At 50.8% G+C, this 24,557-nt stretch carries 17 protein-coding genes; 2 read left to right on the top strand and 15 right to left on the bottom strand.

Features of this window, described 5'->3' with window-relative positions:
- Positions 1–20: 20 nt before the first annotated feature.
- The 7 genes from IDH41_RS15770 to IDH41_RS15740 form a co-directional block, all read right to left on the bottom strand.
- Positions 21–1,766 (bottom strand): alpha-L-fucosidase, encoded by a 1,746-nt coding sequence (locus IDH41_RS15770; RefSeq protein WP_190862645.1) that lies wholly within the window; start codon positions 1,764–1,766, stop codon positions 21–23.
- A 19-nt stretch (positions 1,767–1,785) separates the two neighbouring features.
- Complete coding sequence (locus tag IDH41_RS15765; protein ID WP_317890758.1) at positions 1,786–3,426, bottom strand: ABC transporter substrate-binding protein; 1,641 nt, start codon at positions 3,424–3,426, stop codon at positions 1,786–1,788.
- A 41-nt stretch (positions 3,427–3,467) separates the two neighbouring features.
- On the bottom strand, positions 3,468–4,364 hold the full coding sequence (locus IDH41_RS15760) for a carbohydrate ABC transporter permease (RefSeq protein WP_223829761.1): 897 nt from the start codon (positions 4,362–4,364) through the stop codon (positions 3,468–3,470).
- Between the two features lie 14 nt (positions 4,365–4,378).
- Positions 4,379–5,269 carry an ABC transporter permease gene (locus IDH41_RS15755; protein ID WP_190862683.1) on the bottom strand — a complete coding sequence of 297 codons (891 nt, stop codon included), beginning with the start codon at positions 5,267–5,269 and terminating at the stop codon, positions 4,379–4,381.
- Positions 5,270–5,533: 264 nt separating this feature from the next.
- On the bottom strand, positions 5,534–7,726 hold the full coding sequence (locus IDH41_RS15750) for a helix-turn-helix domain-containing protein (protein ID WP_190862640.1): 2,193 nt from the start codon (positions 7,724–7,726) through the stop codon (positions 5,534–5,536).
- A gap of 148 nt (positions 7,727–7,874) precedes the next feature.
- Entirely contained in the window at positions 7,875–9,677 is a 1,803-nt protein-coding gene (locus IDH41_RS15745; protein WP_190862638.1) for an alpha-L-fucosidase, read from the bottom strand.
- Between the two features lie 13 nt (positions 9,678–9,690).
- Positions 9,691–11,994 carry a glycosyl hydrolase family 95 catalytic domain-containing protein gene (locus IDH41_RS15740; protein ID WP_190862636.1) on the bottom strand — a complete coding sequence of 768 codons (2,304 nt, stop codon included), beginning with the start codon at positions 11,992–11,994 and terminating at the stop codon, positions 9,691–9,693.
- A 177-nt stretch (positions 11,995–12,171) separates the two neighbouring features.
- Between IDH41_RS15740 and IDH41_RS15735 the strand changes: the two genes are divergently transcribed.
- A complete protein-coding gene (locus IDH41_RS15735; RefSeq protein WP_190862681.1) occupies positions 12,172–13,023 on the top strand; it encodes an AraC family transcriptional regulator in 852 nt (283 codons plus the stop codon).
- A gap of 83 nt (positions 13,024–13,106) precedes the next feature.
- Entirely contained in the window at positions 13,107–13,559 is a 453-nt protein-coding gene (locus IDH41_RS15730; RefSeq protein ID WP_190862634.1) for a VOC family protein, read from the top strand.
- Between the two features lie 138 nt (positions 13,560–13,697).
- On the opposite strand, the gene IDH41_RS15725 is transcribed toward IDH41_RS15730, so the two are convergent.
- The 8 genes from IDH41_RS15725 to IDH41_RS15690 all read right to left on the bottom strand — a co-directional run bounded on the left by IDH41_RS15725 (position 13,698) and on the right by IDH41_RS15690 (position 24,547).
- Positions 13,698–15,806 carry a dockerin type I domain-containing protein gene (locus IDH41_RS15725; protein ID WP_190862632.1) on the bottom strand — a complete coding sequence of 703 codons (2,109 nt, stop codon included), beginning with the start codon at positions 15,804–15,806 and terminating at the stop codon, positions 13,698–13,700.
- Positions 15,807–16,034: 228 nt separating this feature from the next.
- The gene (locus tag IDH41_RS15720; protein ID WP_190862630.1) at positions 16,035–18,824 is read right to left on the bottom strand and encodes an OmpL47-type beta-barrel domain-containing protein; all 2,790 of its coding nucleotides are present in this window, start codon (positions 18,822–18,824) and stop codon (positions 16,035–16,037) included.
- A 413-nt stretch (positions 18,825–19,237) separates the two neighbouring features.
- Positions 19,238–20,047 (bottom strand): arsenite methyltransferase, encoded by an 810-nt coding sequence (locus tag IDH41_RS15715; protein WP_190862629.1) that lies wholly within the window; start codon positions 20,045–20,047, stop codon positions 19,238–19,240.
- 271 nt (positions 20,048–20,318) lie between these two features.
- On the bottom strand, positions 20,319–21,374 hold the full coding sequence (locus IDH41_RS15710) for a flavin-containing monooxygenase (protein WP_190862627.1): 1,056 nt from the start codon (positions 21,372–21,374) through the stop codon (positions 20,319–20,321).
- 52 nt (positions 21,375–21,426) lie between these two features.
- On the bottom strand, positions 21,427–21,876 hold the full coding sequence (locus IDH41_RS15705) for a MarR family winged helix-turn-helix transcriptional regulator (RefSeq protein WP_190862625.1): 450 nt from the start codon (positions 21,874–21,876) through the stop codon (positions 21,427–21,429).
- A gap of 477 nt (positions 21,877–22,353) precedes the next feature.
- Positions 22,354–22,779, bottom strand: coding sequence for an arsenate reductase (thioredoxin) (gene arsC / locus IDH41_RS15700; RefSeq protein WP_190862623.1), 426 nt, complete (start codon positions 22,777–22,779; stop codon positions 22,354–22,356).
- Between the two features lie 30 nt (positions 22,780–22,809).
- Positions 22,810–24,222 carry an arsenic transporter gene (locus IDH41_RS15695; protein WP_190862621.1) on the bottom strand — a complete coding sequence of 471 codons (1,413 nt, stop codon included), beginning with the start codon at positions 24,220–24,222 and terminating at the stop codon, positions 22,810–22,812.
- 13 nt (positions 24,223–24,235) lie between these two features.
- Positions 24,236–24,547, bottom strand: a complete 312-nt coding sequence (locus IDH41_RS15690; RefSeq protein ID WP_190862619.1) for an ArsR/SmtB family transcription factor — start codon at positions 24,545–24,547, stop codon at positions 24,236–24,238.
- Positions 24,548–24,557: the final 10 nt, after the last annotated feature.

Below are 24,557 nucleotides of genomic sequence, written 5' to 3'. Positions count from 1 at the left end.
GCCGCCCCTAATCGCAAAATTTAATTAAGCAGCAGATCAACGGATACCAGCTTTAATCCGAGCTGCTGTTCATAATTCAGCTTAATAGCTTTCAACTTGAATGTGTATGTTCCGGGACGATCGATCGATACGCTGCCGCATTCGGTGTGAATGCGGTGGAAATAGGCCGATCTCGCGTTTTGCACCCGTGAATGCTCGACGATGTCGAACTCGAGCTGCTGGCCGGCGACCTCCGCCTGCAGACGATGTCCGCCCTCCCAGCGGCCGATCGTTTCACCCATCGCATCCCTGGCTTTTTCAGCTAATGATCGAATGCGGAGATGGAATGTCCCGGGGTTCGTCACCTTGAACTCCCAGCTCAACCATTCGTTCTCATCCGACCAGTCCGTGAGAACGCCAGCCTTCGACAAGCATGCTTTCGCTCCGGCTTCGCCGCCGTGAATGACAGACCGGTGCGCCTCCAGCATCACATGGCCGTCCGCCTGCTGGGCGAGCGTATTGTCCGCTTCGGCAGCGCCGTCAATATCCAGCGCCAAGACGGTTACCGCTGACACCGGTATCTGTTTGGGAAGCGAAACGCGCAACGCATGGGTATCCGTGCTCTCGTCATAGGTTTGCTCGAACTCCAGCTCGCTTTGCGGATCGGCCAGCATATGAGCCTTGCGAACACGGTTTTTGAGCCCGTGCAAGGCCAAGGTTTCCTTCGGCCGCTCGAACAGGTGAACGTACACTTTGCCGGGCCTGGTCGTTATCGTCCCCCAATCGAACTCCGTTGCGAACGGATTGGCCTGTGTGCCGTAAATCGCCTCTGCGTTAACCTTCAGCCATTCGCCCACCTCGCTCAGCACGTTTACGCTCGGCTGCGGAATAACGCCCTCCGCTGTCGGTCCGACATTAAGCAGATAGGTTCCGCCTTTCCCTACAATATCGCTCAGCAGCCTGATCAGGGTTTCGGGCGACTTCCACGATTGGTCGTCCGTTTTGTATCCCCAGGTATGATTCAACGTAGCGCATGTTTCCCAATCGGCCGCCAGCGCCGTTGCCGGCGTTTCATTATCGCCAAGGCAGAGGTAATCGCCTAAGCCATTACCAACTCTACCATTGACGATGCAGTCCGGCTGCAGCTTATGAACGAAATCGGCCAACTCCCTGCTTTGCGCCTCGGTAATCGACCTCGGAGTATCGAACCAGATCAGTCCTATCGGCCCGTACCCGGTCAGCAGCTCTTGCAGCTGCGGCTTCACCTTCCGGTCCAAATAGCTCTGAAAATCTTCATCGCTCGGTTCGGGAAAATCCCAGTCGTTGCCGACGGCGTCCTTCTCATACCAATCTTGGGTCTGCGAATAGTAGAAGCACAGCTTGAGCCCCGCTTTCGCACACTGCTCGGCAAGCTCCTTCATCGGATCGCGCCGGAACGGAGAAGCATGGGTGATATTGTAATCGGACGCTTTGGAGCGATACATCGCAAACCCGTCGTGATGCTTGGCCGTGATCACGATATATTTCATGCCGGCATTCACCGCAGCGTCCACCCATGCCTTGGCGTCAAACGCTACCGGATTGAATTCCCGCGCCAGCATAGCGTATTCACCGGCGGGAATTTGCGCACGCTTCATGATCCACTCGCCGATTCCCGGAATCGCCCGGCCCTTCCATTTTCCCGCCGGGATGGCGTATAATCCCCAATGGATGAACATCCCGAACTTCGCTTCCCTCCACCAGCCCATTCTTTGCTCCTTCAACTGCAGGGTATGCGTTTGATCCATTTCATCCTTCTCCCTTCGCTTATTCCTTATATTTGGCGTCATAGGCGCTCTGATAAATTTCCAAGTACCGCGGCAGATTCATGGACTCCAGGTTTTCCAGGTATGTCTCCCATTCCTTCTCCAGATTGGCATCGCCGATGATGAACCTGGCGGTCATTTCTTTTACGAAGTCGGTAATCGTTTTGTCCAGGTCCGCAAGCTCGGCCGCCTGCTCGTTTGTAAAGAACAACTCCGGAAGCACGGATTCCTGTTTTTGCCGAAACGGCTCATATTTGTTCTTTGTTTCATTATAAAGAATCACTTCCAACGGATTGTCCGGATCGGCCATCATCCCTAACCGGAAATCGTTCGTCCGAAGCGACGGTCCGACTTGCGACCATTTGACATTCTGCACCGTAGGCAGATCTGAATCGAGTTCCTTCCAAATGGCCTGCATTCCATTGATGCCGACTTCTCCCGATTCCGCCCAGTCCCATTCCATGCCAGGACGCCCAACGGTATTGCGAAGCGTCATTTCCTGATCGTACATCAGGTCAGCCAAACGGAAAGCGGCTTCCGGATACTTGTTGGCGCTTGTAATAATGTATTGCCCTTGAGTAACACTGGAACGGAATGGCGTGATCTGCAGCCCTTTCGGTCCTTTCAATGGCGGCACTGCGACAAAATCGAGCCATCTTCCGCTTTCACCGTTGAAATCGGTGAATGCCCCGTTATGCATGGCCGTTGCTACTCCGAGTATTGGAATGTCCGGATTTTCGCCCATTTGCTTAACCTGATTCCGGTCCTGCGTGAACGATTCCGGCGCGATTAACCCTTCCGCATACAGCTTGTGTAAATAAGCGAGACCATCCTTCCATTCGGGTTTATTGAACGATACATCTACTTTCCCGTCGTTCATATACAGCTTTTTATCGCCTGGATTAAGCGTAAAGGCATTCATCAGGAATGAATCGATATTAACCGAAGGGCCGACAGACGCTCCGGCCAATGGAATTTCGTCGGCTTTGCCGTTTCCGTTCGGATCTTGTGTTTTAAACGCTTTCAACACTTCATACATTTCATCCGTCGTTGTAGGCATCGCAAGACCAAGCTTATCCAGCCATGGCTTATAAATCCACGTTTTTTGCGCCATGGAGCAATGATAGCAATCGTTCACTTGCGGGAGCGCATAAATATTTCCGCCTGGAGCAGTAATTTCGTCCTTCACTTTAGGAAACTGCTCAAACAATTTTTTCGTCTCGGTCCCATACTCTTCGATCAGATCGTTCAGAGCAATGAAATTGCCCTGTCCTCCGTAAATCAGCTGCTGCGTCGGCGAAATGCTGAAGCCCATAATGACATCCGGTAAATCTCCGCTTCCCAGCACAAGATTCAGCTTTTCCACAGCGGACTTCTCAGGCGCCACATCCCATTCGATATGAATATTCGTCTTCTCTTCCAAAAACTTCGTGTATTCATTCGTTGCGAAATCCTCCACGAAAGCGCTGCCTTTAACCAACACTTTCAGTGTAATTTTTTCGTTCACGATCGGGAATTGTCCGGCCGGACTTACAGACAAGGAGTCTATCGTATCCGTCTCGGCCGGTTCTTGCTCCTGCTTGTTGCCGGAACAGCCCGCTAATACGGTAAGCGTGAGGAGAAACAAGCCTAAACATGCCATCAGTGCTTTGTTCATTTCCAGCCCCCATTTCAACTGTTTAATCATCCTTTCAGTGAGCCGATCATGACGCCTTGGATAAAATATTTCTGTACGAACGGGTAGACGGCCAGCATCGGCAATGAAGAAATAACGATCAAGGAATATTTCAGAAGCTCCCGCACCCCTTCGCGCTTGGCTTCTTCCTTCAAATCCGTCAGCATGCTTGAATCCACTTCGTTCTGAACGAGAATGTCCCGCAGTATAAGCTGAAGCGGAAATAGCTCCTGATCTTTCAAGTAAATAAGCGCGTTGAAATATTGATTCCAATATCCTACGGCGGAATAGAGCGCAATGACGGCGATAATAGGTCCTGACAGCGGAATGACGATTTTCAGCACAAAGCGGAAATCGTTGCAGCCGTCCAATTGCGCAGCCTCGAGCAATTCATCGGGAATCGTCGTCTTGAAATAGGTCCTGGCGATAATAACATGAAATACACCCATCGCTCCCGGAAGAATGATCGCCCATACGGTATTGAGCATCCCCAAACCCTTGACAAGCAGATAGGAAGGGATAAGGCCGCCCGAGAACATCGTTGTAAAGACGAATAAAAACATGACGACGTTTTTTCCGTACAAATCTTTTCGTGAAAGCGGATAAGCCGCCGCTACGGTCATGGCAACATTAAGAATCATTCCGGCCACTGTGTAAAATATGGAGTTGCGGAATGAGCTCCAGATGAGCTTATGCTGGAATACCGCCATATACCCTTCAAGCGTCGGATTCACCGGATACAGCCATACTTTCCCGGATAGGACTGCGCTTGGCTCGCTGAAGGAAGCGCTGACAATATAGACAAGCGGATATAGCACCAAAAGGAGAAATACGGTTAACACCAGATAATTCATCCCATTAAACCATCGATCGGCCGTCGTTTCTTTTATGGTTGAATGCTCCAAAGCCAGCTCCTCCTTCACCATAAACTCTCTTGCTTTGCTTTCTTGGCGAGCTGATTGACGGCGACCAGAAGAATAAGGCCGACTACCGATTTGAATAAATTGATTGCTGTCGAATAGGAATAGTTCATGGCCGCCGATGCCAAGCCGACTTTGTATACATAGGTGTCGATAACCTCCGATGTCCTCAAATTCAGCGGGTTTTGCATCAGGAGCACCTTTTCGAAGCCCAAGTCCAGAATGTTACCGGTATTAAGAATGAGCAGAATGACCATCACGGGGATAATGCTCGGCAGATCAATATGAAGCATCCTGCGAAATTTGGTCGCGCCATCCATAACGGCCGCCTCGTGCAAGGACGGGTCAACGCCAGACAGCGCCGCCAAATAAATGATGCAGGAAAATCCGACATTTTGCCAAATTCCCGACCATACGTAGATCGAGCTGAAATATTCCGGCTTCGCCATGAAATTTACCGTTTCAAGCCCAAGCCCGCGAATGATAACATTGATCAGCCCGTTCCTCGGATCTAGCATCTCGAGAATGATTCCGACCATAACGACAACGGAAATGAAGTGCGGCGCATACGTTATCATTTGCGTCGTTTTCTTAAATTTCTTGTTCTTAACGTAGTTGATAGACAGCGCAAGCATAATCGGAAACGGAATTCCCGCAAGCAAACTGTAGACGCTGATAAGCAGCGTATTTTTAATCAGCTTCCCGAATTCATAGGAATGATAAAACCGGATAAAATGTTTGAGACCTACCCATTCGCTGCCGGTAATGCCGTTCGAGGCCACATAATTTTTAAGAGCGATTTGCGCCCCGTACATCGGATAGTATTTGAACAACAGAATGTAAACGACCGGCAGCGCAAGCAGGACATAAAGCTGCCAGCATCTGCCCATTCTTCTCCCTATCGGTATTGCGCTTCGCTTCGATCCCGCCTCCGAACGAACGTCAGTTGCTGAAGCCGTTTCCAATTTTTTGCCCCTCCTTTCTGTTCATTTTTCCATTCGTTACGTTAGCTTTCGTCACCGCCGTTTGCTCCCCTTTCGAGAAGCATGATTCAAGGTTATAAAGAGATGAATGTTCTGTAAATTTGAAAGCGATTACAAGATGTGCAAAACTTAAGAAATACGATGTGCATTTCCAAAGCAAATGTGCCTGAATTAAGAATTGATGAACTGCAGCCCTTGCGACTGCTTGAAAGCGGTGGCACTGACCCCGTTAATCCGCTTGAACGCCCGGCAAAACGTGTTGGAGGAGCTGTATCCCACCCGATAGGCGATCTCACCGACAGCCAGATTCGTCTGGAGCAGAAGAGATTTGGCTCGCTCCATTCTCAAGTTTTCCAAATAATCGGAAAAGTTCACCCCCGTTTGTTCCTTGAAAAACTGCGACAAGTAGACCTTCGAGATGCGAAGCCGGTCAGCCGCCGCCTCCAGACACAGATCGTCATGCATATAGGATTCGTTCAGCAACGCAACGATCTTTTCCAGAAGCTTGCCATTCTGGCTCTTCTTATATTCGTTCACGGTGCCGCAAATCCACCTGTAAGCAAGTGTAATGGAACCATAGTTGCTTTCGAGCTCCTCGAACGATACAACATCCTCCCCGATCCGGTTCATGCTGCGAAGCACGCCGTCATGGCTGAGTTCAAGCTGCGGCAGAAGCTTCAAGACGCTCCCCCACATTTCGTACAAGAACAGCTGCGCAATGGCATAGGAAAGCTTCCGGTTCTCGAAATTTTCCTTCCGCATTTCTTCAAGCAGCCGCATCGCTTCGGCTTCGTCGCCGGCTTTGGCCAGGTTCATCAGACGTATCTCCATATCCAGCGGATAATAATAGCTGCCATTATCACCCGGGAGCTGGTCGAACCAGATAAACCCTTCGCGGTTTTGCCAGACAAGGTAGTTGAGCGCCTGTTTGGCCTGTTCGAAAGAACGGGATATTCCCGTCAAGCTTTCGGCAAGTCCGCCCAAGCCGTTGATGGGAGACCTATTCAACCGGTCGCGGAACAGCGCGGCGATCGTCTCGGTTTTCTTCTCCACCCTCTCTCGGAAATTGTTCTCAGAGCTGCGGCAAATGAACAAGATCGCGAAGTGGTCCTCGTTGGTATTGAAACAAAGCGCTTCGTCCAAAGCGGCATCCTCTACGATTTGTTTGGTCAGCACTCTCCAAATATCCAGTTCATCAAGCGAATGATCGTTATAATCGCTTACACTCGGTTTAACATATAATAGCGAGACAACAAACGACCGATCATCAAGCTTGATTCCTACGTGCTCAAGCATCGCTTTGGCCTCCTCTACGGACAAGAAGCCGCCGTTCAAAAGCCGTTGAAGGCTTGCCGCCCGAAGCAGAGGAATCTGCTTATCGATCTCCGCTTTCAGCTTCAGATTGTTGTCGATCAAGCCGGTGACGGTTTCTCCGATGAAACGATAGGCATCGCGGCGGTTATGTCCCGCACCCGACCTTTCCAGGATGAGATTCAAAATGTTTCTAATCGGCTTGCTGTTCTTGTAAGCCAGTATATATGCGGCCAGCGTCCCCAATAAAAGAAAAATAAACGTCGCCGTAAACGTTATTTTCTGGATATACAATACCTTTTTCAAAAAAATACGGGTCGGCTGCGTGACAAGATAAGTCCATCCATTATTAGACGATTTGATATAGGTGATCGTCATATCCGTTGAGCCTGCGGCCTGTTCGACGACCCCCCGTGCCCCTTCAAGCTTGCTTGCGTCAATCGGCAAAAAAGAAGAGTGCGGAGATAATGAACTGACGATTCGTCCTTGTTCATCAACGATGAATGCCTCCCCTTCCGAGCTGTCGAGCCCTTTGAACAGCTTTTCGATTTCTTTGCCGTCGATCAGTACGACGACCTCTCCTTGCGGATTTCCGGGATAACCGAGCGACTGCACGTAGGTTATCGCTTTCCGTGACATGCCTCTAACCTGAACGTCTTCGGCGGGGAGATAGTCTCGATTGTGAAATTTGCCGAGCATCATCCTGCGCCATTCGTCATAGCCGTAGCGGTCGTAAGAGAGGACATGGTCGTAAAACTCCTGAAATCGGTACGTTCCTCCCGGGGTCAATACCAGCTCGCTGTTTCGGAAGAAGACAAAGTAGTCGGTCATGAAGCTGTTGGACAAAGCATAATTGTACAGGTTTTTATGGGTGTCCAGTATTTGAAAAGTGTTCGTGCCCGCAAAAGGGTCCCGAACGGAAAGGAGCCGGGCGATCCGGGTATCCGAAGCGAGCTGCTGCACGATAACATTAATTTCCTCCATTCTGCTGTCGAGGATTTCTTTGCTCTGCTCCAGCATGCTCATGTTGCCTGCGGTCACTTCTTTTTCCAAAAGCGTTCTTGTCTCATGAAAAATAATCCAGCCTATAATCATCGGCAGGATTAGAAATAACATATAAGGTACAAGCAAACGCGCAAAAACCAGGTGTTTTCCCCGGACTGCGCCTGATAGCCATTGACGCACAGAGATCCCCCCACCGCTAACGAAGTACGTACGAGGAAGCTGGCACTAAAACAACCTTTTGCAAATTCATTAAACAAGCTTCGGGAATGGATACAGCCTTGACCGTTAGCGTAAACGGCCCTCCGGCGGGTATATCGACGGTTCCGATCTCAAAATCCCGGAAGGCGTGCATCCCACCCGTATTCGTTACTTTGGCCGACCGCTTCTGATCGCCGACTGCCACTTCAAATTCACCGCCCATGCAGGAAGCGTCCGCGCCATAAGCGACCCGTATTCGGAACGCAGTTGCGATAATCGTTCGAAATTTCCAGCGGATAAGATCACCTTCCGACCAATCGGTCACATTGTCGCGGCCCTGCTTGCCGGTATCGAACCTCAGCGTGCTCCCGACGATGTCGCACTCGAAAGCGCCGAACACATTCGGATAATCGTCTTCCACAAGCAGCTTCACCGGGTTCGAGTCTAAGTCGCCAAGGAACTCGGCTACGATTACGGCGGCAAGATGGTCTTGCGGAGCGCCTGATAGGTCTACGATCCAATCGATGTCCGACAGGCGCCGGCAAAGCAGCGGTTTTCGTTCCGGATCGGCTAGCGCATATACCGTTTTTAACTCATTGCGAATCCCAGGAATGACCAGCTGTCCGCTCAACGGACCGTCAAAGATGTGCAGAAACAGCCTTTGTCCTTTCATGGTGCAGCGGCCCCAAGGCGGTTTTCCGATCGGGCTCCGCACCGTGCCGTAGATGCTGTCTCCGTTCGTTTGGAGCCATGTGCCAAGCCGATGAAGGCGCGCGAGCGATTCGGAATCGAACTCGCCGTCGCCCGTTGGCCCTACGTTGATCACATAATTGCCGTTCATGCTCACGGTATCGATCAGCTGCCGTAAAATTTCGGACGGGGTTTTCCAATTATGGTCGTTTATCTTATAACCCCAGGAATCGTTCATCGTGGCGATCGACTCCCAGTCTTGCCTCGGGATTCGCACGTGCGGCTGATTGTCCGATGTGTTTCCATAATCGCCGAGCGGCTCCTTCCAAACTCGCCGGTTTACAAGGCAATCGGGCTGAATGGAACGCACAAGCTCGAGGAAGCGCCGGCCCTGCGCTTCGGTCAGTTTATGCCCGCAGTCGAACCACAGCACCCCGATAGGTCCGTATCGCGTTAGCAATTCCCGGATCTGCGGCATCGCTTTTTCCTCCAGATATTTCTCGAACCGCGAGCTTTTATCTTCATCGCGGATCCATTCCTCCGCCGGCTCGTAAGCGCCGATATTCCCCGGATAATCCCAGGTGTTTCCTTGCGAATCGGGGTGATGCCAATCCATGGCATGGGAGTAATAGATACACGGAACAATTCCGTGGCGGCGGCAAGCTTCGGCCAGCTCCGCAAGCGGATCGTGTCCGAACGGCGTTCTGCGGACAATATTGTAGTCGGATACCTCGGAGTCGTACATCGCGAATCCATCATGATGCTTGGCGGTGAACACCAGGTAGTTCAATCCCGCCGACTTTGCCGCTTGCACCCATTGTTCCGCATCGAACTTAAGGGGATTAAAGCGCCCGGCTATAGCTTCATAATCTTTCACCGGAATTTTCGCCCTGAGCATCAGATGCTCCCCGTAAGCTCCTTTCAATTCCTCGCCGTTCCATATGCCGGCAGGGAGTGAATATAGTCCCCAATGGATGAAGAGCCCCAGCCTTGCCTCTCTCCACCATCCGAGCCGACGGTCCGGCTCGGGCTTACACTCCAAATCATGAGCATGAACCGCTTGGGCATTCGCTTCCTGTTCCCCATCCAGCAGCCTATCTTTCTCGGTCATAGCCTTTTCCTCCTCACTTTACTATCTCGTCAACCAGAGAACCGGCATTGGCGCTTAGAGACAGACCGAACAGCCTCCATGGCTTGCGGCCCCCGAAATACCCGCATAGACGAGGTTCGGCGGGTACCGGACGGATTTGCAAAGAGAGATCGTCCGCGAGTTGCGCCCCGGAAGCGGCCGCTTCGGCATAAAGTATCGCTTCTCCCCCGCGAGCGATATCGAGCTCGAACCGGCCGCCGCCAAGCTCTCGAAGGACCGCCTTGCCCTCTGCCGCCCGTAGTCCGACACGGCCGTTCATATCCGTGATCAATCGGCAGGGTTCCCCGGCAAGGCTCTTCACGCGGATCCACTTCGTTTCCCCGTTTGATCTGATGGCGCTCACAAGGAACGCTCCCTCCGTCCGCAAATCGTGGAAGACCGTATCCCGCCATTCGCCGGGCACGGCCGGGAATATTCGTATCCACTCGCCCCAGCTTTGCAGCAGCATATCTTGAATCGATTCCGCGCCCGCGAGCGGCGATTCAATAACCGGTCCCGCTTCCTTATACATCGTGTTCGGTTTCAGAAGATGAACAAGCGATTTCAAATAAGTCAACGCTTCGTCGCCCAAGCCGAGGACTGCCGCGATCGACGCCGCTCCCGTAAACGTAAAGCCCCGCAAATCCCCTTCCCTGGATAACCAGTGGCGAAGCGAGCGCAATATCAGCCTCTTCTCTTCTTCCGCCTCTCCGCTTACCAGATGCAAGGGGAAAACGGCCATCAAATGGCTAAAATGGCGATGCCCGAATTCGAGTGGCTGCCCGCGTCCGATCATATAGCCGGTTTCGTCCGTGGGCAAAGGGGTAAGCCTTTCGAGTACTTCCGCCCACATCCTCCTCCCGGCTCCCCGCTCCGCCTTGTCCGCCTCAACCTGTTCCATCCGTTCGCTGATCCGCAGCAGAGTCTCGCAGCCCCATCTGAGCAGGGCCAAATCGTAATGGGCGTCCGGCACCGTCAGCTTGAGGAAAGAACCGTACTCCGGCGAGATGGTCGGCGGCAGATGAAGCTTGCCGTCGTCTCCTTCCTCAAGCAGGTGCACGTGATACTGAACGGCACGCTGAAGCAGAGGATATAGCAGCTCCTTCAGCAGCTTATCATCCATCGAGTGCCGATACTGACGCCATATATTATGGCAGACCCACAGCAGGTTTCCTTTCTCGTCGTCGACATTGGCGGCCAGGTCGTAGCTGCAGCTGCGGCCGAGACCGGCCGAATCCGCCCTGAATGTCTCGGGAACATTGAGGATCAGCTGATCGAAGCGCTCGCTGAACGCTTTCGTCAGCGACAGGCCGATATCCAGCCGGTTGGACGCGTAGACCGGGGAATAGGCCATCTGCACGTTCATATTGAACCAAACGCCAGGCCAAGGGGTCGATGTCATCCACGGCCCCTGATTATCCATGATCATGCCTTCTGCTCTAGTCGTCGACGCCAGCTTATACATTTGAATCCAATAAAATCCTTCCAGCATCGTATCTGGAATCGAAACAAAGCTCTGCGGGAAATAGGCATGCCACCAGCTTCGGTGCGATTTCACCCATTCGTCCCAAGGCTGCCCGCCCGCATGCTTCACGACTTCCACAGCCTTTTGTACGGCTGTTTCGTCCGAACCGTTCTGAATAGATAATAACAATACGCGCCGTTCGTCATACCCCGCCGACGCTGCCGCCAGCTTCCGCTCGATCCAAGCCGTCGTACAGCCGCCAGAGCCGGCAGGCTTGAACGTTTCCGTTCCGATATGGATTCCATTTCTTAAGGACCGGATCACTTCCGATTCAGGAATATATGGATTCAAATTATAGCCGTCCGCATTTTTCAGAATCGGATCGACTTCCGGGTAGGGGTACCATTGAAAGGCGGCGCTTTCTTCACTCCCGGACGTCTCAAGCTCCACCGCCATCGCCATTTCGCGGCCGTGGACGAACGCCCGCAGTTTCACCGATCCCGCCGTAGTCGCAATCTCCGCCCGAAGCTCCGCGTTCCATAAATCCAGCCGCATGCTATAGGGCTGATAAAGCCAGCCTGCCAGCTCCAGGTGGAGCTCGCCTATTGGAACCCGCGGAGGATATCCTCCTGCCGGCCGTTTCGCGGTTACATCCGTGCGACCAAGCACAAAGCGCAGCACATTTCGCTTTAATCTGTGCTCCTCGCTGTAGGCCATCGCCCCGATCCATCCGTTGCCGATGAACGCCCCTTCATCCCATGAGACCGGTTTCACCGACCACGTAAGATCGTGCCTTCCCAGGAAGGAAGCCCAATCCAGATTCGCATCGATCATTCGTAACTCCCTCCTTTTATCGGACTGCCGCTTTGCGCAACGACAACGTGCGATTCGGTCTTCCTTTGTCCGCTCTATTCCATCGTAGCAAAAAAAGAAGGCTCAAAGTTTGGCGCCCTTATGATAAAATGTTTTTAAAATACGATTCATGCAACAGGGGGCTCGCCGGTGAAAATCATGAACTATATGAATTTGAATCTTCATCCGGTGCGGCTTTCGTTCCTGAAAGACCGGACGCATGAATTCGTTGACGTCTATCATGCGCATCAGGGAATGGAGCTGCTTTACGTCCACGAAGGGCATGGTCAAGTCATTGTTAATCAACAAATTTTTGAGCTTTCTCCGGGGTGCCTCTTTTATTTCCGTCCGTTTCAACTGCATCGTATCCATATGAAGCTTGATCCGGAATCCCATTATATCCGTTCCCTGTTTGTATTCGAGCCAACCGAACTCGACCGGTACTTGGTTCCGTTTACTCTCTTGCGGACCTTTTTCCATCGGCTGTGGAGTGATCCGCTGGAGCAGCAAGTGTTTGACGGATTGCCGCAGCAGCAGATTCTCCGTCTATTCGAGAATTACCGGGAGCGAATTCCGCAGCCGGCCTCGGCGCTTCAGCTTGAGGGGCAATGGCTGTTTCTAATGGACTTCCTTCATATTGTTATGGCCCACGAACAGCCGGAACGGCAAAAAAACCCGTCCCATCTGCGGAAGTCGTCCGCAGCCGAGCGGGTGATGAAGTGGGTGGAAGAACATTATATGGAAGAGTTTAAACTGGAGGGTCTCGCCGAAGAGATTCATTTGTCGCCCAACCATTTATCGGCCGTCTTTCGCCAAACCGTCGGTACCACGATTACCGAATATTTGGCCGCCCGCCGCATCCGCCAGGCCTGTTGGCTGCTTAAAACAAGCGATTTGTCGGTACAGGAAGTCGGACAGGCGATCGGTTTAACGAACTTCTCTTACTTTTGCAACCTGTTTAAGAAACATGTCGGCTTAAGTCCGTACCGTTTCAAACGTTCCAACGGTTAACGTTTCAGCCGGTTTTATGCGCAACTTCATTCAGCCAAACTTGATATGAGGTAATAAATCTGTACACATAAGGAGATAAAACAATGGCAAAAAACAAATTACTAAGAATGGACAATGTCGGCATCGTTGTAGAATCCCTTGATAACGCAATCTCTTTCTTTGAGGAGATTGGCTTGAAGCTCGAAGGGCGAGCCGTTGTCGATGGTGAATGGGCTGGTCGCGTAACCGGTCTCGGTTCTCAGTGCGTAGAGATTGCGATGATGGTTACCCCAGATGGCCACAGCCGAATTGAACTTTCGCGATTTCTCACCCCGCCTGCTATATCAGACCACCGGACTGCTCCTGTTAACGCCCTCGGTTATCTACGCGTCATGTTCACCGTTGAAGACATTGACGAAATGGTATCCAGACTCATTAAGCATGGTGCTCAGCTCGTTGGCGAAGTGGTTCAGTACGAGGACTCGTATCGGCTCTGCTACATTCGTGGAACCGAAGGACTTCTAATCGGTTTGGCGGAACAACTCGGTAACAAATAAGCAACTGACGTTTTATAAAAAGCCTTTACAGAAAGATACATTGCTTCCCCTCGGTAAACATGTTCCACGACATCAGGCCTCCTCCATCCGATATGAAAAAAAATCGGTACAGCTGTACCGATTTTTTTACTAATCGCGTTATTTTCGTTTCCGGTCCTCCATCATTTTAGCTATAATTCTTCTAATATCTTTTGCGTTTATTTGCCCATCCCGGTTCACGTCCAGTTTGCGCAATTCGCCTACAGGTTCTTTTCCTATATGCCTGGCCACTAATCGGATATCGCGGTGATCGACGGTTCCGTTCCCGTCCACGTCTTCTGGAACCGTTGCTTTGGTACCGATATGAATTCGGGACAAGAACGTTCGATCCGAGCCATCCGAGAAATACAGATACCCGTCATCGCCTATCGTAAAGCTATAAGCGTTCGTTATGGTTCGATGATCCATGGTCACCGGGTCGATCGCGACGAGCTTCGAGCCGAACAGCGCGTACAGGACGCCGTCGGCATCCCATTTTAGCGGAACGGAAGACCACGCGCCGTAATTGAACGATCCCGTATGGACCTGCTTGCTCTTTATGATCTCCTTGCTATCCGGGTCCATCGCGAATATACTGCCGTTAACCGCCCCCCAGATCAGACCGTCATGGGGTCCTACCGTCAGACGTCCAATAAATTCAGGTTTATCGACGCCTTCGATTTGCGGTGACCATTCCATTAATTTCTCTCCGGTCAAGGCATCGATCGCGAACATTTTGGCTTCTTCCGCTGTCGGGTTGCTGCCAAGCCCGTTATGAATATTCGTAGAGCCGAACAGCACGCCGTCCTTATAGGCAAGGCCTACGACACTCTGATCTTGAACGACATTTCTAATGACGAGTACCCCCGTCCGGTCCTTTGCATAGGCTGCCGGGTCAATGATCGTTACGGCCCCCCCGTTAACGCCGTAGCCTGATACGCTGCCGAAATAGATCCGGTCCCCGCCGGAGGCGGCTTCAATCAGCCGGTCTTGATGGGCGCCTGGATCTACTTGCATGAACAATGACGGATTGCCGTTTCCCGGATTTCTATTTTGATCATATTTATAGATATTGGCTTTCGGGTACACGCCCATGTACATGGCATGATCATGATGTACCATGCTGTCGGCCTGCCCGAGGGAAATCGAAACCACTTTGTTTTGGTTCGCGTCAAAGACAGCCCCCGTACCCGCTCCCAATGTACTCATCATCAACTGGTTATTCGAGCCTTTCTCAATGACATGAATATTCAGCGGCGTCCCCTCTACGACCGGTTGTGTCGTTACCGTCTTGTTCTGCGTAATGTTGAAATAAACGATTCCCCCGCCGAATTGAACGGTTACCAGATTCATGCCGATTAGATCCGGATTCTCATGGCGATCGAATTCGACCCAATCGGCACCTCGAAGTCCGCTTCCGTATGCCATTCCGGTAGATCCGATCTCTCCCGTTGCCAAGTCGTAATAGTTTAAAGCGTTGTCCGCAATAAAATAAACTTTGTCTTCATAGGAGTCCGTGACATGCAGACCGGTTACGTTGGATAATACAACGTCCAGCCAGCGGGAAGACTCGAGATCGTAGACATACATATTTTTGGATTCGGAATATCTGGCGAAAATATAGCGTTTATCAACCAGATCCATATCGTACACAAAGCCGGTTTCCTGTTTGTCCATCAGCGGTTGCGCGATATTGGTTTTCTCCCCTGTCGTTAGATTCAGCTTAATGATTTGACCGTGGGCCGTACCGGCATAGATATGGCCTCCATCTTCGTCCAGCGCGATCGATCTTACGTATTCTTGAGGCTGATTGCCAAGCATTCTTCCATAATCTTCGGTGACGGTCCCGCTGGCAAGCTCGTATTTAAATACCTTTCCGCCGGGATAAGTGCCAATATAAGCGTTTCCAATACTATCGGTCACAAGCGACCACGGGCCTTCGTCAACAAAGTCATGGACAAGCTTCATTTCTTCGGTTTCCGTTGCATACAGCCAGAGCGTTCGGTGCGAGGTTACGTATACGAATTTTCCGTCCGGCGTTACTTCATGGTGCCAGGCATCTCCGCCCCCGCCTTGCAAAACCGTCGTATGGATCACCTCGTTCGTGGCCATATCCACCACATTGAATTGTGCGGGAGAGCCTTTCACCGTTGTAAACATAACCTTTCTGCCATCCTGTTCCCCGACCGCCCCGTCATAGATGCTGATCCCCTTAATGGGCTGGGCCAACCGCTGCGGCTCTCCGAACACTTTATCCGCCAACCGAACGGGACTCGACTGACCTGCATCCTGCCAATTTTGCGCATCCGTTGGTTTTGCCGGGAGGATGGTTGCCAGTACAGCGCATGAAAGTATAACCATCAAGCCCGTTTTCATTTTTGCGATTTTCAACTTTCCGCACCTTCCTTTCCGTTCTATTGGAAACCTTCAATCCATATGATCGTTACTCGGCAGCTGTTACCGGAGCGCCTCCGCATCCCGAATTAAATAGGCGGCTGCTTCCTTTGATATATGCTTCCCGGTTTGGGCACGGACTTGTTTTATAAAGGCTTCGATCTTCCCTTTTGCGACCTTAGCGGCAAGACTCTTTGCGATACCGTGATTGTCAATCCATCCTAGTTCGGCGAATCGATAGACAAGCTGTTTCAGACTGTCGAAGCTGGTGACGAGTTTAAAATTCGCCTCATGCACGGATTCGTTTCCCGCCAAGTCGGTTGCCCGTATCGTCAAGGTATGCTCGCCAAGAGGAAGATGAAATAACGGCAGGGCTGATCCATGATCGACTCGCTTCTCGTCCAAAGTGATTGCGATACTGTCCGAATCTGCCCCTGACCATTCGTCCTGAAGCTCGAACGCTAGCTTGAGCTCGTCCGCAGTGCCGATTTCTTCGGGAATTTCCGATTTCCATTTGATTGCCGGCCCCTCGCGATCCACATGCAGCCTGATCGTATGGGGAGCCTCCTCATTGCCGGCTTTGTCGATGGATCGATAAGTCAGCGCGTGACGGCCATTCTCAAGCACCTGTAACGGCGAACCGTCATAGGTGATCCAGTTTTCTCCTTCATCCCAGGAATATTGCGTGGTTTCAAGACCGGATCCTTCATCGTGGGCCGACAAAGTAAACGTTATCGGACTTACGTACCATTCGTTTTTTCCGTCCGGCTGTTCCGGCATGAGCGCGATCTCCGTCACCGGCGGCTCGGCATCCTCTTCTCCGGCATCCGAGACGGGAATCCTATACATTCGGGTTTCTTGCGCATAATAAATATTTCCGTCATCCCCCAACGTAAAGAGTGCGGTTTTGATGCCCAGCTCCTTATGCTCCATCGTTTCGGGATCCAATATCGTCAGCTGTCCGTGGAGGTCGGTATAGAGCAGGCCATCCTCTCCCCATCTCAGGTGGATCGGCCTCCACATCCCGTAATCGGTGACGCCCGGATAAATGATCTTGCTCTTAACGACCTGCTGCGTGTCGGGGTCCACCGCAAACAGGATGCCGTCTGCCGCCGCCCAGAGGAGTCCGTCTTTGTCGAAGGTCAGCCCGCTAATCATGATCGGAGATTTCGCCGCGCCCGGAATTTCGGGCGTGAACTCGCTAAGCTTTTCTCCGCTAACGGCATCCCACACGAACATCTTCGCTTCCGATTCGGTCGGATCGATCCCCAGACCGCCTCGTATGCTGGTCGAGCCGTAAATCTTGCCATCCCGGTAAGCCAGTCCTACAATGCTCTGGTTATGCACGACATGGCGGTGAACATCATACGCATTCGAAGCGGGATCGTACGCAACGAGCGCTCCGCCCAATTTCCCGTAGTACGGTATGGTCCCAAAGTAGATCTTGCCTCCGCCGGTCGTCTGGACATAGGGACGATCTTGATCCTCTTCCATGTAGAATAACGATACCGGGTTGGGATTCGGCTTATTCGGATCCGTCTGAACGGGGAGCGTCGTATCCAGTTTTCGAATCTCCGCTTTCGGATAAATACCGAAGTAGACGTCATTGCCGAACGCGCCGATGCTTTCGGCCTGGCCCATCGGATACGTCGAATGGGTGCGCGTAACGGGGTCGAACGCACCTCCCAATGCGGAAGTCATGCCGCTTGTATAGATTTTGCCGTCCGGCCCTTTCTCCAGCGCCTGGATCAAGGTAGGTTGGCCTTCGGCAACGGCGGGCAGCGTCTTATGAACGCCGGACTCGAAGTTGAACAATGCCGTTTTCCCGCCGAATTGAATCGTCACCAACGTCTCGCCGGGCAGCTCCGGATTATCCGGAAACCGGACCCAGCCGGTGGAGCGGAACCCCGTTCCATAGGCAATCCCCGTATCCGTGACCTGACGCATCGTCATGTCAAAGGCTTGAACTTTCCGATTTTGGACGAAATACACTTTCCCTTCCCGTTCGGGCGACACATCGAGGCCGCCGTATCCATGGTACACCTCGTCCAGCCAGACGCCTCTGGCTCTATCATAGATAAGCAATGCGGTTGTTCCGTTGCCGTTCAAGTAAGCAAAGAGGTAATCCCCCCTGACATCCAGTCCGTACACGAACGGAAGACTGCTTATGACCGGCACGTCCCGAATCGGCAGCTCCGACTTGTCCCCGGTAACCGGATCCAGCTTGACGATATGACCTACCGTGCCGATTCCCGCATATACGATACCGTCCGCATAGGCAATGGAGCGAACATACCCTTGTCCTTCCACCATGGTTCCGTAATCCGTGAATAATTTTGTCTGAGGATCGAATTTAAACACTTTGGCGTTCGGATACGTCCCGCCATACACGTTCCCATTCTCATCCGCGACCAGTCCCCAAATGGAGGTTTCGCCAGGAATCGCCTGCCCTAAATCATCAAGTTCTTTGGTTTGAGGCGAATACCGGTACATTTTGGATTGACCGGCTATATAGAGCGTTCCGTCTGCGGCTACGGTTTTCGCCCAGGAGCTGTCCGCGTCCGGAAGCGGGAACGTCCGGAGCAGTTTATTGTCCGCGAGGTCAATGACGTTCAACATGGCCGGCTTTCCGTTCACCGTGGTATACATAACATCCCGGCCATCCTCTTGACCATAAGCGCTTTCAAAAATGGCAATCTGCTGAATAGGCGCTCCCACGGAAACAGGTTCTCCGAAATGTTTGTCGATTGGCGATTTGGCTTCTGCGGACTGCAGCTGCAGCGAGGACAATCCGAATAGGGTTATCGTAAGAATGATCAATTGCTTTTTGAACGGCATCCATTTTAAATGCATCAAACTTCCCCTTTCAAATTTAATCGGTTTCTTTACGAATACTCTAACCAAGCGTTCAGGTAAAACGGTCGCCCCTCCCCTCCATTCATTGATCCGCGTACAGGACGAAATAAGGATTTGCTCCCTCCCGTACTTGCTGATCATTGTAATCATGGTCATTGGTTACGGTAAATGTCTCATTTTCATTGATTTGATTATTTTCCCAGTTGGATATGGATTTTTGTTAAAAATCTCTTGATCATTGAGGACTCGGAGCCGATAGAAAATACGAATGATGTGGAAAATGCAAAGAAGACCCAATAAACACGCCTTTATCCCAAAAACAAAAAAACCGCGATTTACGCGGCAATCAATGTGATTAACGAGTTTTATTTTTTAAGGAAAACTTATAGATCTCTACAAATCGAAGTTAATTACAATGGCCTATTGGCTCTAATAACCGAGGATGCAATGTAATTCTCTACATGAGATCCCGGCACCCAATCTTTAATAAATTCCTTCGAATCATCCTTCGGCTCCACTACTAGATTCATAAATCCGCTTTGGGTTAACATGGCTTTAACTTCATCGACCGATGAGGCTCCGGAAATACAGCCTGAATACATCAAATCCAGATCATTCTTCATCTCTGCCGGCAATGCCGCAGTCGTGACAATATCCGAAATGGCAAGACGGCCTCCTGGGCGCAGCACCCGGAACGCTTCGTTAAACACTTGCTGTTTGTCAGGGGAAAGATTGATGACGCAGTTCGAGATGATAACGTCAACCGATTGATCGGAAACAGGCAAATGCTCAATCTCTCCTAAACGAAAATCGGTGTTCGCAAATCCGCCATTCGCAGCATTCGCGCGTGCGCGGCTTACCATTTCCGGCGTCATGTCTACGCCAATTACACGACCCGTGTCACCGACTTGACGCGAGGCCAAGAAGCAGTCGAATCCGCCGCCGCTGCCTAGATCAAGTACCGCTTCCCCCGGCTTCAGTTCGGCAATCGCCTGCGGATTGCCGCAGCCGAGACCAAGGTTTGCGCCGTCCGGCACCGCGGTTAGCTCATCATTCGAATAACCAAGCTTGGCAGATGCATTTGCCGGCGAATCGCAGCAGCCCGCGCTTGTCGTTGACGGCGGGGCACAACATGAGCTGGCCTCTGCCGGTTGTAATGCAATCTCCTTATATCGGCTACGAACATTTTGACGAATTTGATCGTTGCTAACTTGATTCATGGAAAACACTCCTTAATCTATTTGTATTGAATTAACAGCAGCTAGTAGCGCAGCATTCTCTAGATGTCGTGAAGGCGATTTGGCGCTTCCATAAGAAAATTTTTGATTGCTTTTGCGTGGCATCTGTCCATTTCCAAGCATCCCTTGCGGATCGTTCGATTTCATCTTGCTTCTGTCTCACTAACATTTCAATAGCAAACCAATTATTGTTCAATGGAATCCAACCTTCGCACAATATTTTTACAAAACATAACGGCTACGTGACGACTGCTTAACGTTTAAGGTGACGCATCAGCTTCTTCACAACAAACTTCGCGTCCGGCCCCACCCCCCTTAAAGTGGCAGAAGCAAAGGATCGCTGCCCCTCGAGTCCCACATAATAAAGCCCAGGTACGTTACTTATACCTGCTTTTTGGATTGGCATTCCTTTCCCATCCAACGCGCCAACGGCTTGGAGGTAAGGCAGATGCGGCCTGTATCCGGTCGCGAATACCACCGTATCGACCATCTCTTTGGTCCCGTCCGGCCAAATAACGCCATCCTCATAAAAGGACGTAAACATCGTTCGTTGCTCCGGCTTTCCTGCAGCTACTTTCTCTTTGTATCGGCCTGAATCGTTCACACCGCCCGGACTTGGCGCCGTTTTCCCAAGTCGCCAAAACGGAAAAGCATCAAACCCAATCAGCTTCGTCCAAAAATGCAGATCTCTACCCAACACAATTGGATTGATAAATTGGATTGGCCGTAAAACCGCTAGAGACGTCTTGCTTACTTCGGCCAGCTCCACTCCGATCTGTACAGCAGAATTGCCGCGTCCGACGACTACTACCCGTTGATCGTTAAACGACTCTGGATTCCGATATTCCGAAGAATGAAGGATACGGCCCTGAAATCTCTCCTGTCCGATTAGCACTGGCGTATAAGGATTGTGGAACGAGCCGGTCGCATTAATGATGGTACGCGTCCTGAACGTATCACCTATCGTCGTGCGGACCGTAAATCCCGCTCCATCGCTTTCAACTGAATCTACGCGTTGATTCGTAATAACCGGCAATTGAAAGGTTGTCCGGTAATCTTGTAGATAACGAATGACTTCATCTCGCTTAGGATAGCCGTCCGGATCACCGGGGAATTTCATTCCCGGCATTGACGAAAAGCGTGCTGGTGAGAAGAGCTTTAAACTATCGTAATAACTCGGCCACGAACCGCCTGCTTCGTCGCTTGCCTCCAATATCAGAAATCGAAGTCCTTTCTTTTTTAAATGGTAGCTAGAAGCAAGCCCCGCTTGCCCCCCTCCAATAACGATCGTATCAAGAATCTCATTCATACCAATATCCTCCGAATTAATTGCAATATGCAAGTATAATAGAAAAAAGAAATCACCCGATGGGGGTGGTACAGCACAGGCTGGACTTTGCCATCGCTTCATTCAAAAGCTTAACGGAGCGAATGACCGTTTCTTTTTCAAAATCGTTCATGTGCGAAAACACTTCACCTAAGTAGGCGTTCATTTGCTGATCAATCGTTGCGGCCACGTACTTACCTTCCGTCGTAAGCGAAAGCACATGCACCCTACGGTCGTCCGGAACCGGCGTTTTCTTCACTAAATTCATTTTGATTAACGATTGGATTTGTCGGCTAAAGGTCGTAATATCGGTTCCCAATGCTTCGGCGACTTGCTGAACAGACGGTTTATGCTGATGATCGATTTCGTAAAGAATATGGCTTTGCACTAAAGAAATATCGCATCCGCCAGCAGAACAGCAATTTTTATTGAGAAAGCCAAAACGGCGTGTCATGATTTGAAAGAGTTCGCGAACGTTTTCCACGTGATATCACCTCATGACTTAGTTATACATGATATATTTGCATTTTGCAAGTAATATATCAAAAAAAAAGGAAACCACTTTGCTAAGTGGCTCCTGTGCTTCTTATTTATCGGGATACAATTTGTTCTAATGGGATTTGAATCCGTTCCGCATTCGCCGCCGGGAAGGCGCACTCCGTCGCTTCACCGCGCAGATCCACGATCACATCGATACCTTCATTTTTTTACCATCGATTCAACATCAGCTGCCGCGCAGCACAAGGACAAATCCCTGGCTTCTCCGGCTGATTCAAATTCGGAATCTTCTTTGGCGTAGAAAACTTCCCAAGCGTTACCGTCCGGATCATACACCATTCACTTGGAAACCCAAGTGATTCAGCACGCCTTTTCTCCAAAAAAAGCACGATAAAAATCTAGGGATTTATTCAGATCGGTACAGTTTAATGCGACATGCATTCGTATGATCAAGAAATCCACCTCAGTTCCCTTCTCTAACGAACTGCTCAATCCGGTTCTTGATCGAGTCGCGAACGATGCGGAATTGACTCAAGATTTCTTCCTCCGTCCCGTTCGCTTTTGCCGGATCCTCAAATCCCCAATGCCATTTCGTAACGTTCTTGTTGGAGATGACAGGACAATGTTCGTCCGCGTGGCCGCACAGCGTAATGACATAATCGGCACGGTTTAAAATATCGGGATCGATTACATCGGATGTATTTTTGCTAATGTCCACGCCGGATTCATGCATGATTTGAACCGCACGCGGATTAAGTCCATGCGCTTCTAGTCCCGCGCTTTTCACTTCGTATTTGTCGCTTCCCAAAGCTTTTAAAAAACCATCCGCAATCTGGCTCCTGCAGGAATTTCCGGTGCACAAAAAATAAACGAGCGGTTTTTTCTCCATGATTAAATATCTCCTTCTAATATCAATTATTTACGCTCCTCGATGACCTCTTTTAGCTTGTCGGCTGCCCAGAAACGACCTGATGATCATTGCAACCACTGCAAGTACTATCACAAACCCTGCAATACAGAGCCATACATTCACATGCAACGATTGAAGAATATACAGCCATAGGTAAAGTCCGACGAGCGTAATAAACAATGTAGGAATGGTTAACAAAATGCCGACTTTGAAATAATAGCCCCAGCCGATTTTCACTTTTTTCGTGGACAAAACATGTAGCCAAAGCAGGGTTGCCAGTGATCCGATGGGGGTGATTTTCGGACCTAAATCCGAACCGATCACATTGGCATAGATCAGCGCTTCGCGAATGAAACCATCGGTTTGAGTGCCTTGGATGGCGAGCGCATCAATCATGACGGTCGGCATGTTATTCATAATTGACGACAGAATCGCTGAAATAAAGCCCATGCCTACCGTAGCCGCGAACAACCCGTTGTCCGCGACCGCATGAATGACGCCGCCTAGCGCATCGGTTAGACCGGCATTTCGCAACCCGTAAACGACCACATACATCCCGATGGAGAAAATGACGACTGTCCATGGAGCGCCTTTGACGAGCTTCCAGGTTTGAATCGCAGGGCTCTTCCTCGCTGCGAACAAAAAGGCAATTGCCGCGACCCCGGCAATAATGGATACAGGGATCGAGAAAAATTCACTGACGAAATACGCGATAAGCAGCGCGGCCAGAATGGCCCAAGATAATTTGAACAGCCGCCTATCCTTGATGGCTTCCATCGGCTTTCTTAATTGGGTGAGATTATAGCCGGTTGGAATGCTTTTTCGGTAATACAGATAAAGCACAATCAAGCTTGCAAGAATGGAAAAGAAATTCGGAATAATCATGCGGCTCGCGTATTCCGCAAATCCGATGCTGAAATAATCGGCCGACACGATATTAACCAGATTGCTTACGACAAGCGGCAAAGAGGCCGTATCGGCAATGAATCCGCTCGCCATAATAAATGGCAGGATCATTTTGTCATCGAATTTAAGCGCCCGGACCATGGCAAGCACGATCGGCGTCATGATCAACGCCGCGCCGTCGTTGGCAAACAAGGCGGCGACCGCCGATCCAAGCAGGATGATAAATACGAACATGAGCACACCGTTTCCGCGTGCAAGCCGGGCCATATGCAGCGCTGCCCATTCGAAGAAGCCAATTTCATCCAATACAAGCGAAATCAGAATAATTGCCACAAAAGCCAGAGTGGCGTTCCAAACAATGCCGGTAACGGTTCCAACATCGCCGAAGCTGACCACGCCGAAAATTAACGCAAGGACGGCTCCGGCGCTTGCAGACCACCCGATGTTCAATCCCTTTGGCTGCCATATGACAAAGGTCAAGGTCACTAAGAAAATAAGAAATGCCGTGATAGCCATGTAATCCCCCACGCTAATCGCAATCATTTTTGATTTGATCGATTTTTTCTTTTAACGATGGAAGGTAGCCCATTATCGCCTGAATGTAGGACTTATCTTCAATGTTCAATGCGTAATAAATCCATTGACCCTTACGGGTTTCGCTTACAAGTCCGGCCGCTTTTAATTTTCGCAAATGCTGGCTGGCGTTGGGTTGCGAGGTTTCAAGCAGTTCTGCGATGTCGCAAACGCAGAGAGCCCGTTCCTTCAATAAGGCCATAATCGTGAGCCTCGTCTTGTCTCCTAGCAGTTTCAGTTCCTCGGCCGCTTCATTGATTTTCTCCATGTTCTCCCTC

The sequence above is a fragment of the Paenibacillus arenilitoris genome (assembly GCF_014705655.1).
GTDB classification, from domain to species: Bacteria; Bacillota; Bacilli; order Paenibacillales; family Paenibacillaceae; genus Pristimantibacillus; species Pristimantibacillus arenilitoris.
Note: the sequence above shows the minus strand (reverse complement) of the source record. Positions and strands in the feature narration are given on the sequence as shown.

Coding starts and splice junctions, on each gene's coding strand:
- IDH41_RS15770 (WP_190862645.1), bottom strand. CDS start 1,766: ATGGATCAAACGCATACCCTGCAGTTGAAGGAGCAAAGAATGGGCTGG.
- IDH41_RS15765 (WP_317890758.1), bottom strand. CDS start 3,426: ATGGCATGTTTAGGCTTGTTTCTCCTCACGCTTACCGTATTAGCGGGC.
- IDH41_RS15755 (WP_190862683.1), bottom strand. CDS start 5,269: ATGGGCAGATGCTGGCAGCTTTATGTCCTGCTTGCGCTGCCGGTCGTT.
- IDH41_RS15745 (WP_190862638.1), bottom strand. CDS start 9,677: ATGACCGAGAAAGATAGGCTGCTGGATGGGGAACAGGAAGCGAATGCC.
- IDH41_RS15740 (WP_190862636.1), bottom strand. CDS start 11,994: ATGATCGATGCGAATCTGGATTGGGCTTCCTTCCTGGGAAGGCACGAT.
- IDH41_RS15735 (WP_190862681.1), top strand. CDS start 12,172: ATGAACTATATGAATTTGAATCTTCATCCGGTGCGGCTTTCGTTCCTG.
- IDH41_RS15730 (WP_190862634.1), top strand. CDS start 13,107: ATGGCAAAAAACAAATTACTAAGAATGGACAATGTCGGCATCGTTGTA.
- IDH41_RS15720 (WP_190862630.1), bottom strand. CDS start 18,824: ATGCATTTAAAATGGATGCCGTTCAAAAAGCAATTGATCATTCTTACG.
- IDH41_RS15715 (WP_190862629.1), bottom strand. CDS start 20,047: ATGAATCAAGTTAGCAACGATCAAATTCGTCAAAATGTTCGTAGCCGA.
- IDH41_RS15710 (WP_190862627.1), bottom strand. CDS start 21,374: ATGAATGAGATTCTTGATACGATCGTTATTGGAGGGGGGCAAGCGGGG.
- arsC (WP_190862623.1), bottom strand. CDS start 22,779: ATGGAGAAAAAACCGCTCGTTTATTTTTTGTGCACCGGAAATTCCTGC.
- IDH41_RS15695 (WP_190862621.1), bottom strand. CDS start 24,222: ATGGCTATCACGGCATTTCTTATTTTCTTAGTGACCTTGACCTTTGTC.
- IDH41_RS15690 (WP_190862619.1), bottom strand. CDS start 24,547: ATGGAGAAAATCAATGAAGCGGCCGAGGAACTGAAACTGCTAGGAGAC.